At 69.0% G+C, this 13,296-nt stretch carries 13 protein-coding genes and 1 pseudogene; 9 read left to right on the forward strand and 5 right to left on the reverse strand.

Annotation, left to right across the window (positions count from 1 at the left end; genetic code table 11):
• The first annotated feature begins 256 nt into the window (after window positions 1–256).
• The 3 genes from FG323_RS17365 to FG323_RS17375 all read left to right on the forward strand — a co-directional run bounded on the left by FG323_RS17365 (window position 257) and on the right by FG323_RS17375 (window position 2,632).
• Window positions 257–1,084 (forward strand): AraC family transcriptional regulator, encoded by an 828-nt coding sequence (locus tag FG323_RS17365; protein ID WP_141455964.1) that lies wholly within the window; start codon window positions 257–259, stop codon window positions 1,082–1,084.
• Window positions 1,085–1,160: 76 nt separating this feature from the next.
• Entirely contained in the window at window positions 1,161–2,135 is a 975-nt protein-coding gene (locus tag FG323_RS17370) for a DMT family transporter (RefSeq protein ID WP_141455965.1), read from the forward strand.
• Between the two features lie 53 nt (window positions 2,136–2,188).
• Entirely contained in the window at window positions 2,189–2,632 is a 444-nt protein-coding gene (locus FG323_RS17375) for a nuclear transport factor 2 family protein (RefSeq protein WP_141455966.1), read from the forward strand.
• Window positions 2,633–2,647: 15 nt separating this feature from the next.
• On the opposite strand, the gene FG323_RS17380 is transcribed toward FG323_RS17375, so the two are convergent.
• Window positions 2,648–3,283: a cation transporter gene (locus FG323_RS17380; RefSeq protein WP_141455967.1), complete on the reverse strand. Its 636-nt coding sequence runs from the start codon at window positions 3,281–3,283 to the stop codon at window positions 2,648–2,650.
• Window positions 3,284–3,357: 74 nt separating this feature from the next.
• The gene (locus FG323_RS17385; RefSeq protein ID WP_255470224.1) at window positions 3,358–6,036 is read right to left on the reverse strand and encodes an EAL domain-containing protein; all 2,679 of its coding nucleotides are present in this window, start codon (window positions 6,034–6,036) and stop codon (window positions 3,358–3,360) included.
• A gap of 392 nt (window positions 6,037–6,428) precedes the next feature.
• On the opposite strand from FG323_RS17385, the gene FG323_RS17390 reads away from it, so the two are divergent.
• From FG323_RS17390 to FG323_RS17410, 5 genes are all read left to right on the forward strand, one after another.
• Window positions 6,429–6,722 (forward strand): MoaD/ThiS family protein, encoded by a 294-nt coding sequence (locus FG323_RS17390; RefSeq protein ID WP_141455968.1) that lies wholly within the window; start codon window positions 6,429–6,431, stop codon window positions 6,720–6,722.
• Window position 6,723: 1 nt separating this feature from the next.
• Window positions 6,724–7,824 carry a glycoside hydrolase gene (locus tag FG323_RS17395; RefSeq protein WP_141455969.1) on the forward strand — a complete coding sequence of 367 codons (1,101 nt, stop codon included), beginning with the start codon at window positions 6,724–6,726 and terminating at the stop codon, window positions 7,822–7,824.
• Window positions 7,825–7,861: 37 nt separating this feature from the next.
• On the forward strand, window positions 7,862–8,254 hold the full coding sequence (locus tag FG323_RS17400; RefSeq protein WP_141455970.1) for an MAPEG family protein: 393 nt from the start codon (window positions 7,862–7,864) through the stop codon (window positions 8,252–8,254).
• Window positions 8,255–8,376: 122 nt separating this feature from the next.
• Window positions 8,377–9,435 (forward strand): hypothetical protein, encoded by a 1,059-nt coding sequence (locus FG323_RS17405; protein WP_141455971.1) that lies wholly within the window; start codon window positions 8,377–8,379, stop codon window positions 9,433–9,435.
• A gap of 29 nt (window positions 9,436–9,464) precedes the next feature.
• A complete protein-coding gene (locus FG323_RS17410; RefSeq protein WP_141455972.1) occupies window positions 9,465–9,695 on the forward strand; it encodes a DUF6500 family protein in 231 nt (76 codons plus the stop codon).
• A gap of 42 nt (window positions 9,696–9,737) precedes the next feature.
• On the opposite strand, the gene FG323_RS17415 is transcribed toward FG323_RS17410, so the two are convergent.
• From FG323_RS17415 to FG323_RS17425, 3 genes are read right to left on the reverse strand one after another with little or no spacing between them, the layout of a single operon-like run.
• Complete coding sequence (locus tag FG323_RS17415) at window positions 9,738–9,956, reverse strand: RNA-binding S4 domain-containing protein (protein WP_141455973.1); 219 nt, start codon at window positions 9,954–9,956, stop codon at window positions 9,738–9,740.
• Between the two features lie 35 nt (window positions 9,957–9,991).
• Entirely contained in the window at window positions 9,992–10,654 is a 663-nt protein-coding gene (locus tag FG323_RS17420; RefSeq protein WP_141455974.1) for a serine/threonine protein kinase, read from the reverse strand.
• Between the two features lie 6 nt (window positions 10,655–10,660).
• Window positions 10,661–11,155: a sigma-70 family RNA polymerase sigma factor gene (locus FG323_RS17425; RefSeq protein WP_255470226.1), complete on the reverse strand. Its 495-nt coding sequence runs from the start codon at window positions 11,153–11,155 to the stop codon at window positions 10,661–10,663.
• A 243-nt stretch (window positions 11,156–11,398) separates the two neighbouring features.
• Here FG323_RS17425 and FG323_RS17430 point away from each other — a divergent pair.
• Window positions 11,399–13,189, forward strand: a pseudogene (locus tag FG323_RS17430) (DEAD/DEAH box helicase); the annotation flags it as partial.
• Window positions 13,190–13,296 lie beyond the last annotated feature (107 nt).

Genomic DNA, 13,296 nt, shown 5'->3' on the forward strand with positions numbered 1-13,296 from the left:
CGCTCCGGAATATCGCGGGCGCTCAGCCCAGCAGGGCGCCGAGGCTGGCGCTCACCGCAGCGCCGAGCAGCAGGAAACCCAGCATCGCGAGCCAATGCAGCGAGCGGATGTAGAAGGTTTTCATCGAATCTCCCGGTGCCGACTCCGGCAGGGTCGGCCGCGGCCTTTCCGTGGCCCCTGTATGCGCACCAACGCCGCACGGGGGCGGCGGCGGCCAAAGGCGGCGAGGGTGGCCGACCGGTGGCATGATGGGCCGATGCAAGGCGTGCCGGAACAATTCGAATCCCCCCGCGACGCGGCGCAGTTCCTGCACCCGCCGCACCGACCGGGCGTGGAGCTGTACCGTGCGCATATCGTCCGGCACGCTTTCGATCCGCATACCCATGAGGCGTTCGGGCTGGGCGCCATCGAATCCGGGGCGGAACGCTTCCGCTATGCCGGTGCGGATCATCTGGCGTCGGCCGGTTCGCTGGTGCTGATGAACCCCGAGACGCTGCATACCGGGCGCGCGGAAACCGAGGATGGCTGGCGCTACCGGATGATCTATCTGGATCGCGCGGCGCTGGAGGACGTCACCGGCGAATCCGGCTGGTGGTTCGTCGATGCCGTGCGCCCGGACCCCACGCGCGCGTCGCGGGTCACCGCGCTGCTCGATGCGCTGTGGCGCGCACGCGCCGAGCCGCTGGCCTTCGATGGCCTGCTGCTGCAACTTCTGGAGACCCTGCGCGATCACGCCCGCGTCGGCCGGCCCGAGGGCGCGGAACGCGCGAAGCGCTTCGGCGGCGTCATCGACTACCTGCACGCGCACCTGGACCAGCGGGTCAGCCTGGAATCGCTCGCGGCCGTTGCCGGGCTCAGCCCGTTCCATTTCCTGCGCCGGTTCCGCGACCAGTACCACGTCACCCCGCAGCAGATGCTGATGGCCCTGCGCGTGCACGAGGCCAAGCGGCGCCTGGGCGCGGGCGAGTCGCCGGCCGCCGTGGCCGCCGCCACCGGCATGGCCGACCAGGCCCACCTGACCCGTGCGTTCGCGCGACGTTACGGGGTCACCCCGGCGCGCTACCAGCGCCAGGTGCGCGGCTGAGCCGGCGCAATCTGGTGCAAGACGGGACCGGGAACGCCGCCTAGAGTCGGGGTTTTCCGGACGGACGAACACGACGATGTGGGTGGGAACGCTGTACGCGCTGGCGGCCGGGTTGATGTGGGGCCTGGTGTTCGTGGGGCCGCTGTTGCTGCCGGAGTATCCCGCCGCGTTGCAATCGGTGGGACGCTACCTGGCATTCGGCCTGATCGCGCTGCCGCTGGCCGCCTTCGATCGCGCCGAACTGCGCCGGCTGCGCGCCGCCGATTGGCGCGAGGCGCTGAAACTCGCGGCCATCGGCAACCTGCTGTACTACCTGTGCCTGGCCAGCGCCATCCAGCGCGCCGGCGCGCCGGTGCCGACCATGATCATCGGCACCCTGCCGGTGGTGATTGCGATCAGCGCCAACCTGCGCAACGGCCATCGCGACGGGCGCCTGCCCTGGGGCCGGCTGGCGCCTTCGCTGGTGCTGATCGTGCTGGGCATCGCCTGCGTCAACCAGGTGGAACTGCAGGCACTGCGAGACGATCCGCAGGCCAACCCCTGGCGTTATGCCAGCGGCGCGCTGCTGGCGCTGATCGCGGTGGCCTGCTGGACCTGGTATCCGCTGCGCAATGCCGACTGGCTGCGCGCGCATCCGGATCGCAGTCCGCGCGCGTGGGCGACCGCGCAGGGCGTGGCGATCCTGCCGCTGGCGCTGCTGGGCTACGCGCTGCTGTGGATCTACATGCGCGGGCGTGGCGCGGATTTCCCGATGCCGCTGGGACCGCGTCCTGAGTTCTTCGTCGCGCTGATGGTGGCGATCGGCCTGTTCGCCTCCTGGCTGGGCACGCTGTGCTGGAACCAGGCCAGCCAGCGCCTGCCGACCGCGCTGGTCGGGCAGCTGATCGTGTTCGAGACCCTGGCGGCGCTGGCCTATGCGTTCATGCTGCGCGGGCAGATGCCACGCCCGCTGACCCTGATCGGCATCGGCCTGCTGATCGGCGGTGTGCTGTGGGCGGTGCGGGTCAAGCCGGAGCCGGTACTGCGCGCCGAGGACGGCCACGGCCTGTAGCGGCGCGCTACCATCCCGCAATCCCGGATCGGGGCAGGGCGATGCGACAGGCAATGTGGAAAAGGGCGAACGTGCTGTGGGCGCTGCTCGCGGCGTCCTCCTGGGCGCAGGCCGGCGAGACCGAGGATCGGCACGACATCCTGGCGGTGGAGGCTGCGTTGTGCCGGGCCTTCGAGGAGGCCGACACGAAAACCCTGGAGCGCCATCTGGATCCGGGCTTCACTCTGGTCGATTCGCGCGGCGTGGTCACCGACCTCGCCGCCAATCTCGCCGAAGTGGCGAGCCGCGAGCCGCGCTATCGCGTGTTCCGCAACCAGGATCAGCGGATCCGGCTGCATGGCGATGCGGCGATCGTCACCGGGGTGACCCATATCGAGGGTGACTCGCAGGGCCAGGCGTTCACCGCCGACTTCCGTTTCACCGATACCTGGATCCGGTATCCGGATGGTTGGAAGCTCGCGGCCAGCCACGCCAGCCGGTTGCCCGCGGCGCCCTAGCGCTGACGCCGGGTTTCAGGCATGCCCCGGCGCGGTCTCGCGCCAGGCCGCCCAGGCGCCGGACAGTACCCGCCAGGCCGATCGCAGGAACAGCAGCAACAGCGCCGCGCCCACCAGCAGGTCCGGCCAGCCCGCGCCGAACAGCCACACGCCGGCGGCGGCGACCAGCACCGCCAGTCCTTCGTAGACGTCGTTGCGCGAGCATTCCCAGGCCGAGGCGAGGTTGACGTCGCCGGAACGGTAGGGCGTCAGCAGGCGCAGGCAGATCAGGTTGGCGCCCAGGTTGAGCAGGCCGACCACGCCGATGGTCTCGAACAGCGGCACCGTCGGATGTGCCAGCCGCCAGCCAATCTGTGCGGCCACCGCGACCGCGGCCGCGAGGATCAGCAGGCCCTTGAACAGCGCGACCCGCGCCTTGGCGCGCGCGCCGGCGCCGACCACCATCAGGCTGAGCGCATAGGTGGCGGCGTCGCCCAGGTTGTCCAGGCTGCCCGACAGCAGCGAGGTGGAGCGGCTGTACAGCGCCGCCGCGATCATCATCAGGAAAGTGCCGAGATTGATCGCCAATACGATCGACAGCACCCGCCGCTGGCGCGCTTCCAGCGCGGCGACGTCGATGGTCTTGCCGCAGCCACAGCAGGAGTCGGACATGTCGGACAGCTCGTGAAAAGACGCGTGAAGAGCGACGCGCCGATTCTAGCGCCACCGGAGCCGGAACGATGGAATCACGCCGCGTGGCGGTGGCGCTGGAACAGCACCCGCTCGGGTCGGTGCAGCGCCATGCCCTGGCCGAAATCCACGCCCAGTCCGGTCAGGGTGGCGATCATTCCGGCATTGCCGACCCATTCGGCGACCACGCTCAGCCCACGCTGATGGCCGATCTGGGCGATGGCGCTGACGATAGTGCGGCTCATCGCGTCGGTTTCCAGATCCCGGATGAAACTGCCGTCGATCTTGATCACGTCCACCGGCAGGTTCTTGAGGTAGCCGAAGGAAGACATGCCGGCGCCGAAATCGTCCAGCGCGATCCGGCAGCCGGCCTTGCGCAGCCGCTCGATCACCTGCACCACCTTCAGCAGGTTGCGCACCGCCACGGTCTCGGTGATCTCGAAGCACAGCCGCGACGGCGGCACCCGGTGCTCGGCGATCAGCGCCAGGATGAAGTCGGCCAGGTCATCGTCCTCGATGCTGGCGCCGGACAGGTTGATCGCGCACTGCTGCAAGGGCCGGCCGTCGGCGTGCAACTGGCCGAAGTGGGTCAGCGCGGCGCGGATCACCCAGCGATCCACCATCGGCATCAGGCCGTAGCGCTCTGCCGCCGGCAGGAACGCGCCGGGCAGGACGATCCGCCCGTCCTCGTCGCGCAGGCGCAGCAGCAGTTCCACCCGCGCACCGTCCTCGCGGCGGCCGTCCAGCGGCACGATTTCCTGGTAGTCCAGCAACAGGCGCTGTTCTTCCATCGCCCAGCGCAGGCGGTTGGCCCATTCCATCTCGCCGTAGCGGCGGGTGGCCTCGTCGTCGTCGCTGTAGACATGGATGCGGTTGCGGCCGTTCTCCTTGGCCACGTAGCAGGCGGTGTCGGCCCACGACAGCAGATCCTTCAGGGTGGGATTGTCCTGATCCACCACCACCACGCCGATGCTCGCGCTGACCGTGTAGGTGCGTTCCTGCCAGACGAACATCTGCGATTCGATGCCGATGCGCAGCCGTTCGGCCAGGGTGCGCGCGCTGGCGGTGTCGACGTCGAACGCGAGCAGGCCGAACTCGTCGCCGCCCAGCCGCGCCAGCAGATCGTCGCCGCGCAGCTGCATCCGCATCGCCAGCGCCAGTTGCGCCAGCAGCTGATCACCGGCGGTATGGCCGGACACGTCGTTGATCAGCTTGAATTGATCCAGGTCGATATACAGCAGCGCACAGGAGCGGCCGCCGCGACGGCGATCGGCCAGCGCCTGTTCGATCCGCCGTTCGAACTCGCGCCGGTTGCACAGTTCGGTCAGCGCATCGTGGGTGGCCTGGTAGCTGAGCCGTTCGGTCAGTTCGCGCTGCTCGGAGATGTCGGTGGCGACCACCAGCAGGCGGGGTTCGTCCTCCATCTCTACCCGCGCAATCGAGGCATTGGCCCAGAATTCCCCGCCCAGGCCGATCAGCAGTGCCTCCACGTTGCCCCAGTAGTCGCCGGTGCGGGCCGGCTGGCGCACCCGTTCGCGGAAGGCCGGATCGGCGAACAGCGCGGTGAGCGGCACGCCGGCCGATACCACGTCGCCCAGCCGCTGCCGCGCGGCCTGGTTGGCGTACAGGATGCGTCCGTCGCCATCGGACAACAGCACCAGCGCAGGCAGCAGTTCGTTGAGCGCGCGGAACTGCGCCTCGCTCTGGCGATAGAGTGCGCTCATCTCGTGGCCGAGCGTGATCGCGCGCTGCCGGGTGGTGGCCAGTGACCACAGCAGCGCCGCGAGCAGCAGGCTGATCACCGGACCTGCGGTGAGGATGACCCGCAGGCGTTCGCTATCCAGCGCGATCGGGCGCGGCCACATGCGCAATTCCCAGCGTCGCCCGCCGAATTCCAGCAGTTGCCGGTATAGCCGGGCGTCCTTCTCGGCGCGGGTGCCGGATTCGTAGAACGGGCCGAGGTCAGTGGCTTCGAGGTCGCGGACGCTGACCCGGAAGGTGTCCAGCACCGGACCCTGCAACGCATCATTGACCAGCGGATCCAGCCGCAGGCTGACCGCGAGCGCGCCGATCGCGCGCGCGCGCCGCGCGGCCACGCCGATCGGTTCCGGACCATCGGAATACACAGGCAGGCGCACGGTCACGCCAAGTCGCTGGTGGCTGCCGGGTACGGTCTGGCGCAGCACGAACGGGGCGGACAGCACCACGCTGTTGCTGTCGCGCGCGCGCTCCAGCGCCAGCAGGTTCTCGCGCTGGCTGGCGATGTTCAGGCCCAGCAGCACCTCGTTGCCGTGGAGCGGGGTGATGAACTGGTAGCGGTAGGCCGATGGCCCGCCCGCGCCGCCGTCGGTCCGGGTCGCGAACGCGGTGGCCACCCGCGCCGGGCCGATGCGCTGGCGCTGCAGGTTTTCGGTGACCTGGGTGAAACGGGTCTGGTCCATCCGGTCGTTGGCGAGGAATACGGTCTGCATCGCGCGCAGTTCCGAGGCCACGGTCTGCAGCGGCGCGCGCAGCTGTCGCGCCGCGACTTGGGCCAGGCCGCGACGCTGCGCATCGGTGCGCTCGTTCAGATCGCGCCACTCGCTCAGGGCCAGCCAGGACGTGAAGGCCAGTCCGGCCAGCAGCACGGCCAGCGCCCAACGCCAGGCACCCGTGCCCGGTCGTGCATGCTCCGCAGGCGAATGCACCGCCGTCGCTGACGACGGATGGGGTGACGGGTCGATCACGGAATCCACCTGTCCATCGGAAAGGTGCGCGCTCCCGCGCACCGGGCCGTGCGCGTGCGCGCGGACGCAGTGTGGAACGGAGGAATGTGGCTGTCGACCCCGGACCGGCGGATTCCCCGATGGCAGGCCGATTGGCTGGGCCCCATGGGGTCTCCTCAATGGGCACGTCTGGTGTCCGGTATCGGCGCGCGTGACCGCTTCTTGAGCGGCCAGTGTGCCGCCGGGTGGGGTTGCTCCGTTCCTGGAGCGAGAAACGGGTGGAAGCGACCGGGAGCGCTGCTGCGATGCAGCGAAACCGGCGTCTGGCGTTTTCACGCGATGCCTTCTCGCGGCGCTGCGCCATGCCGCGCCGCGGGCGGGGCGCTATCCTCCGTGGCTGTCTGGGTGGCAAGGACCCCGCGATGGCCAGGGTGGTGCTGGCGCCGGCGCTGACGCGCTGGTTGCCGCAGACCGCAGCACATTCTGGCGGCGAGCTGTGCATGCAGCTGGCCGGCGGCAGCGTGGGTGAACTGCTGCAGGCCGTGTTCGACCTGCACCCCACCCTGCGTGGCTACGTGCTCGACGAGCACGGCGCGGTGCGCCACCACGTCGCGGTGTTCGTCGATGGCCAGTGCCTGCGCGACAAGCGCGATCTCGGCCAGGCCGTCGGCGACGATGCCGAACTCTACGTGATGCAGGCGCTGTCGGGAGGCTGACATGTCGGATCGATTGCTGGTGTCTTCACGCAAGGGATTGTTCGTGCTCGCGCGCGACAACGGCAGCTGGCGGATCGCCGATACCGCCTTCCTCGGCGACAACGTGGCGCTGGCGCTGGCCGATCCGCGCGACGGCAGCTGGTACGCCGCGCTGGATCTCGGCCACTTCGGCGCGAAGCTGCATCGTTCCATCGACCAGGGCCGGCAATGGGAAGAGGTGGGCGTGCCGGCCTATGGCGAAGGCGACCAGGTGGTGCCGGGCGACGGCAAGCCGGCGCAACCGGCGACACTGCGCCTGATCTGGTCGCTGGAGGCCGGTGGACCGGACGAACCAGGCCGGTTGTGGGCGGGCACCATTCCCGGTGGGTTGTTCCGCTCCGACGATCACGGACGCAATTGGCAACTCGTGCGCGGCCTGTGGGATCGCCCCGAGCGCGGGCAGTGGTTCGGCGGGGGATACGATCATCCCGGCATCCATTCCATCTGCGTGGATCCGCGCGATCCGCGCCGCCTGCGGGTGGCGATCTCCAGCGGCGGCGTATGGCGCAGCGACGACGGCGGCGACAGCTGGCGCCAGACGGCGCAGGGCATGATCGCGCGCTACATGCCGGAAGGGCAGCAGGGCGATCCCAACATCCAGGACGTGCATCGGCTGGTGCAGGCGCGCGCCACGCCGGAAGTGTTCTGGGCCCAGCACCATAATGGCGTGTTCCGCAGCACCGCCGATGGCGGCGACTGGCACGAGATCACCGACGTGCCGCCCTCGGTGTTCGGCTTCGCGGTGGCGGTGCATCCGCGCGACGCGGATACCGCGTGGTTCGTGCCGGCGGTGAAGGACGAGAAGCGCTATCCGGTGGACGCGCGACTGGTGGTCGCCCGCACCCGCGACGGCGGGCGCAGCTTCCAGACCTTGCGCACCGGACTGCCGGCGGAGCAGGCCTACGATCTGGTTTACCGGCACGGGCTGGCCGTCGACACCAGCGGTGATCGGCTGGCGTTCGGTTCCACCACCGGCGGTTTCTGGACCAGCGACGATCAGGGCCAGCATTGGCAGGCGCTGCCGGCCCGGCTGCCTCCCGTCCACGCGGTGACCTTCGCCTGAGATCGCGGCAACCCAACGTCTGTCGGGAGAAACCGGAATGTCGATCGAAATGCGGATGCTGTTGTGGACCACGGCGCTGGGCATCGCCCAGTTGCTGCTGGCGGCCGCGCTCGCCACCGCGCAGCGCGGCGTCGGCTGGAACGTGAGCGCACGCGATGGCACGGCGGCGCCGTTGACCGGCGTGGCCGGGCGTATGGAGCGGGCGTGGCGCAACCTGATGGAAACCTTTCCATTCTTCGCCGCGCTGGCGCTGGCGGCGGTCGCCGGCGGACGCGGCGATGCAACCACCGCGATCGGCGCGCAACTGTATTTCTGGTCGCGCCTGGTCTACGTGCCGCTGTACGCGCTGGGCGTTCCGTACCTGCGTAGCCTGGTATGGACGATCGGCTTGTGGGGACTGCTGCAGATGCTGTGGGGACTCGTGACCTGAACTCATGATCTGCGCCCGCGACCTGAACCGGTCGAGGTCGCATTCACGGCCGATTCGGCCCCCGGCGCGTCCCGGGCCCTAGACTAGCGGCTCTTCCCCACGCCCCGCCGCCATCCGTGCCCATGCGTTCCGTGTCCCTGTTGTCCTGGTGTGTGCTGTGCGCCGTCCTGCTGGCCGGATGCCAGGCCGAGTCGCCTGCGCCGCCAGCACCGGAGAAACCTCGTACCGAGACCACCGCCAGCAGCGAGGACAACGGCGCCATCAGCGCCGGTCCGGTCAAGCCGGCGCCGCGCAAGATCGATCTGGCACGCACGACGGACTGGCCCGAGGCGCCGCTGACGGCCGGGGTCACCTGGGTCAGTTGCGAACTCGACTACGCGGAGCAGGGTGACGGCGTGGCCCTGGACAAGCTCGACTTCCAGACCCTGCTCGATGCGGTCAAGCCGTGCCAGGCCGCCGGGGTGATGCGGGTGCGCTACACGGGAAAAATCAACGCCGAATTCACCGCGCTGATGGAGCGCATGTCCAACGTCGCCAACCGGCTGGCGATCGAGAAGCGCGTGCTGGACATCGATTCCAGCGGTGGTCGGGTCGAGGATGGCATCCGTGCCGGCGACATCATCGGCGCCTCGCACTGGACGCTGTGGGTACGCGACGGCGCGATCTGCCACAGCTCCTGCCTGCTGATACTGGCCGCCGGCGACAACCGGGTGATTGCCGGCAAGGTCGGCATCCACCGGATGATGCGGATCAATTCAGGCGCCAATTCGCGTGCCGAACTGGCGGAGGAATTGCGCCAGGTCTATGGCCAGCTCAAGGACTATCTGGAGCGCAACGGCGCGGCGGTGACGGTGGCCGACCTGATGATGACCGTGCCCAACCGCAAGCTGCGCCTGCTCACCGCCACCGAACTGGAGGAGTACGGCCTGCAGGGCGCCAATGCGGCGCAGGACGATCTGGATCGCATCCAGCTGACCCGCAAGTGCGGCGAGGAATTCGTGCGCCGCAAGGATGATTTCATGCTGGCGTTCGATCGCCAGTGCGGGCAGACCGAGACCGCGCTGGAGGACATCAACACCTGCGGCCTGGAACTGCGCAAGAGCTTCGGTTTCCCCGATGGCACCTGTCCGATGGAAAGCCCGATGGCCGAGTTCGACCGCGACGCTTCCGGCGTGCTGTAGGGGCGCGGTGTTCAGGACAGGGAAACGGCGTGAGGATTGAGCTTCGGCGGAAAATCATCGAAGTGTGCGATCGGAAGATCGCGCAGAAGGGGCCGGAGGTGGGTCTGTCGTTCTACGCTTTCTTCGCCAATCGCAACGATGATCCCGAGCGGCTCATGGAAGCCGCGGAGTGGTGGATACGCACCCATCGGCTGGATCACTTCGAGAAAGCGGTGAAGATCCGGGCGATGGTCGCGGCGATGGATTCGCCAAGGGACTGAGCAGCAGGCCGGGGCGGTCGTTTGGCTCGCCGCGTCATCCGGTCAGCTCGCGCGGACGTGGATCTCGACGCCGTCGAGGGTGACGACCTGTCCGTCCCTGATCTTGCAGGTCTTGCGCAGTTCGACCGCGCCGTCCACCCGCACCGCGCCGCTGGCGACCAATGCCTTGCCGGCGCCGCCACTGTCGACCACGCCGATCAGCTTGAGCAACTGGTTGAGTTCGACGTATTCGCCGTCGAGTTCGAAATCGAATATCTGCATCGCGGCAGTTTAGTCGCAATCCCGGCCGCTCCGCCTTACTCGCGTTCGAAGCGGGCCAGCTCGTCCAGCACCCGCTGGCTGCGTTGGATGCTGCCGCCGCCCAGTGCGTCCTCGAAGCAGGCATCCGACCCGGCGCGCCGGCGGCGCCAGCGATGGATCCAGGCGGAGGCGATCAGGCCGGGGATGCCGATCGCCAGGCACACCACCAGCATGCCGGGCGCGGCCGGGGTCAGGTTGCCGCCGACCACGGCGCCCAGGGCGATGACGAAGGGCAGCCACAGCAGCCACCATGACAGGCCGGCGATCATGCCGTTGCAGATGTAGAAGCGCCGCAGCCGGGCCAGGTGGCGCTGGATGGTCAGCACCGGCGCGGAATAGTCGAGCAGGCCGAGCAGGCCGAGCGTCAGCCCGGCCATCGCGGTGGTCGCGACCCCGTAGGCGTGCACGAGGATGCCGGACACCAGCAGCACCGGCAGGTCGCGGTGAGGGGTCCAGCAGGCCACGCCCAGCACGATCATCGCCACGCCGAACACGATCTGGATGATCTGTCCCCAGAACAACGGACGCAGGCTGCTGCGTGCCTTTTCCAGCCGTCCTTCGCGGAACAGGTGCAGGCTGAGTTGATCCTGCAGGGTCATGCGGCGCTCCAGCGCCTGCCAGGCGGCCTTCAGTTCGTCGGTTTCCATGAGCGTGTCCATGTGGGGTCAGAGTTCATTGCGAATGCGTTGCTTGAGCCGGCTGATCTTGGTCGCGACATTGGTTTCGCTGATGCCCAGGATCTCGCTCATCTCGCGGTAGCCGCGGTCTTCCAGGTACAGCAGCAGGAGCGCGCGATCGAGCGGCGCCTGTATGTGGATGAAGCGGTGCAGGGCACGGATCTGCTGCTCGGCCTGCGGGTCCGCCGCGTGCGGATCGGCGATGTCGTGCAGTTGGTCGTCCAGCGGCACCGCGTGGCGGTGGCGCCGGCTGTTGTCGCGCACGAACGAGATCGCGACGTTCAAGGCGATCCGGTACATCCAGGTGGAGAACTGGCGGGCGGGATCGAAACGCGGATAGGCCTGCCAGAGCTGGCTGGCGATTTCCTGCGCCAGCTCGGCGCGGTCGTCTGGATTGCGGCAATAGGTGCCGGCCACCTTGAAGACGATGCCCCGGTGCCGTTCCAGCTGTTCCGCGAACCCCTGCCGCGCGTGTTCCGCCATGACTGCCACGTGTTCCATTTCCCGCCCGTGCCGATTGTGCGTGTCGGAAGGGTGATTCGCGGCGGCGGGGAAAAAATCACGCGGGACCGCCCCAAGGGGGCAAAATCGGCCGGAAGCCCCGCCAAATCAAGGGGTTGCCTGAACGGCGAGGCGGGACAACCCGCGGACCGACAGGACAGGAGGGGCCCGGAAAGCGCACAATATGCTGCTTGCGTGCGCACTCCGCGACGCCCGGAGTCCTCCATGTCCCCCGAACCTTCCCCGTCTTCGCTCGTTTTCGCCGATCTCGGCCTGTCCGCGCCGGTCATGGCCGCGGTCACCGAAGTGGGCTACGAAACCCCGTCCCCCATCCAGGCCGCCACCATCCCGGCGGTGCTGGCCGGCCGCGACGTGCTGGGCCAGGCCCAGACCGGCACCGGCAAGACCGCGGCGTTCGCGCTGCCGCTGCTGTCCTCCATCAACCTGGCAGCCGACAAGCCGCAGGCGCTGGTGCTGGCGCCGACCCGCGAACTGGCGATCCAGGTCGCCGAGGCGTTCCAGCGCTACGCGGCGAAGATGCCCGGTTTCCACGTCCTGCCGATCTATGGCGGCCAGAGCTACTACCCGCAGTTGCAGGCGCTCAAGCGCGGCGTGCACGTGGTGGTGGGCACGCCGGGCCGGGTGATCGATCACCTGGAGCGCGGCTCGCTGGATCTGTCCGGCCTGACCACGCTGGTGCTGGACGAAGCCGACGAAATGCTGCGGATGGGCTTCATCGACGACGTCGAGACGGTCCTGAAGAAGACTCCTGAATCGCGCCAGGTCGCGCTGTTTTCGGCGACCATGCCGCCGGCGATCCGGCGCATCGCCCAGACCTACCTCAAGGACCCGGTCGAGGTCACCATCGCGGCCAAGACCACCACCTCGGCCAATATCCGCCAGCGCTACTGGTTCGTCAGCGGCCTGCACAAGCTCGATGCGCTGACCCGCATCCTGGAAGCCGAGCCGTTCGACGGCATGATCATCTTCGCCCGCACCAAGGCGGCGACCGAGGAACTGGCCGGCAAGTTGCAGGCGCGCGGCTTGGCCGCCGCCGCCATCAACGGCGACATGCAGCAGGCCCAGCGCGAGAAGACCATCCAGCAGTTGAAGGACGGCAAGCTGGACGTGCTGGTGGCCACCGACGTGGCCGCGCGCGGCCTGGACGTGGAGCGCATCAGCCACGTGCTGAACTACGACATCCCGTACGACACCGAAAGCTACGTGCATCGCATCGGCCGCACCGGCCGCGCCGGCCGCAGTGGCGACGCGATCCTGTTCGTCACGCCGCGCGAGAAGGGCATGCTGCGCGCCATCGAGCGCGCCACCCGCCAGCCGATCCAGGAAATGCAGTTGCCCAGCGTCGAGGCGGTCAACGATCGCCGGGTACAGAAATTCCTCGGTCGCATCACCGATACCCTGGCCGCCGGCGACGCGGGCGAGTTCCGTGGCCTGATCGAGGCCTACGAGCAGGAGCACAACGTACCGGCGGTGGACATCGCCGCCGCGCTGGCGCGCCTGCTGCAGGGCGACACGCCGCTGTTGCTGCCGCCGGAACAGCGGCGCGACGCGCGCGCGCGTGGTGATCGGCCGGTGCGCGAGGAACGGCCGGTGCGCGAGCCGCGCCCGGAACGGGGTGAACGCAGCGAGCGTCCGGCCCGCCGCGAGCACCACGAAGGCGGGTACGAGCGCGCGCATGACGAGGCGGCCCCGCCGCGCATCGAGCGCCCGCGCTTCGACAAGCCGCCGCGCGCCGAACCCGAGGTCGGCATGGAGACCTTCCGCATCGAGGTGGGGCACATGCACGGCGTCAAGCCGGCGAACATCGTCGGCGCGATCGCCAACGAGGCCGGCCTGGAAGCGCGCTACATCGGCCGCATCGACATCCACGACGATCACTCGGTGCTGGATCTGCCCGAAGGCATGCCGTCGGAGATCCTCTCGCACCTGAAGAAGGTCTGGGTGTCCGGCCAGCAACTGCGCATCCATCGGATGGGCGAGGACAGCGGCCACGCGCCGCCGCGTCGCCAGCGTCCGGAAGGACGCCCGCCGGGTAAGCTGGGCGGCGGTTTCGCGAAGAAGGCGCGCGACGGCGCGCCGCCGAAACCGCACCGCAAGGGAAA

The sequence above is a fragment of the Pseudoxanthomonas sp. z9 genome (assembly GCF_006542425.1).
Taxonomy (GTDB): Bacteria; Pseudomonadota; Gammaproteobacteria; order Xanthomonadales; family Xanthomonadaceae; genus Pseudoxanthomonas_A.

Coding starts and splice junctions, on each gene's coding strand:
- FG323_RS17390 (WP_141455968.1), top strand. CDS start 6,429: ATGGCCAGGGTGGTGCTGGCGCCGGCGCTGACGCGCTGGTTGCCGCAG.
- FG323_RS17420 (WP_141455974.1), bottom strand. CDS start 10,654: ATGGACACGCTCATGGAAACCGACGAACTGAAGGCCGCCTGGCAGGCG.
- FG323_RS17395 (WP_141455969.1), top strand. CDS start 6,724: ATGTCGGATCGATTGCTGGTGTCTTCACGCAAGGGATTGTTCGTGCTC.
- FG323_RS17405 (WP_141455971.1), top strand. CDS start 8,377: ATGCGTTCCGTGTCCCTGTTGTCCTGGTGTGTGCTGTGCGCCGTCCTG.
- FG323_RS17425 (WP_255470226.1), bottom strand. CDS start 11,155: ATGGCGGAACACGCGCGGCAGGGGTTCGCGGAACAGCTGGAACGGCAC.
- FG323_RS17400 (WP_141455970.1), top strand. CDS start 7,862: ATGTCGATCGAAATGCGGATGCTGTTGTGGACCACGGCGCTGGGCATC.
- FG323_RS17370 (WP_141455965.1), top strand. CDS start 1,161: ATGTGGGTGGGAACGCTGTACGCGCTGGCGGCCGGGTTGATGTGGGGC.
- FG323_RS17415 (WP_141455973.1), bottom strand. CDS start 9,956: ATGCAGATATTCGATTTCGAACTCGACGGCGAATACGTCGAACTCAAC.
- FG323_RS17375 (WP_141455966.1), top strand. CDS start 2,189: ATGTGGAAAAGGGCGAACGTGCTGTGGGCGCTGCTCGCGGCGTCCTCC.
- FG323_RS17365 (WP_141455964.1), top strand. CDS start 257: ATGCAAGGCGTGCCGGAACAATTCGAATCCCCCCGCGACGCGGCGCAG.
- FG323_RS17380 (WP_141455967.1), bottom strand. CDS start 3,283: ATGTCCGACTCCTGCTGTGGCTGCGGCAAGACCATCGACGTCGCCGCG.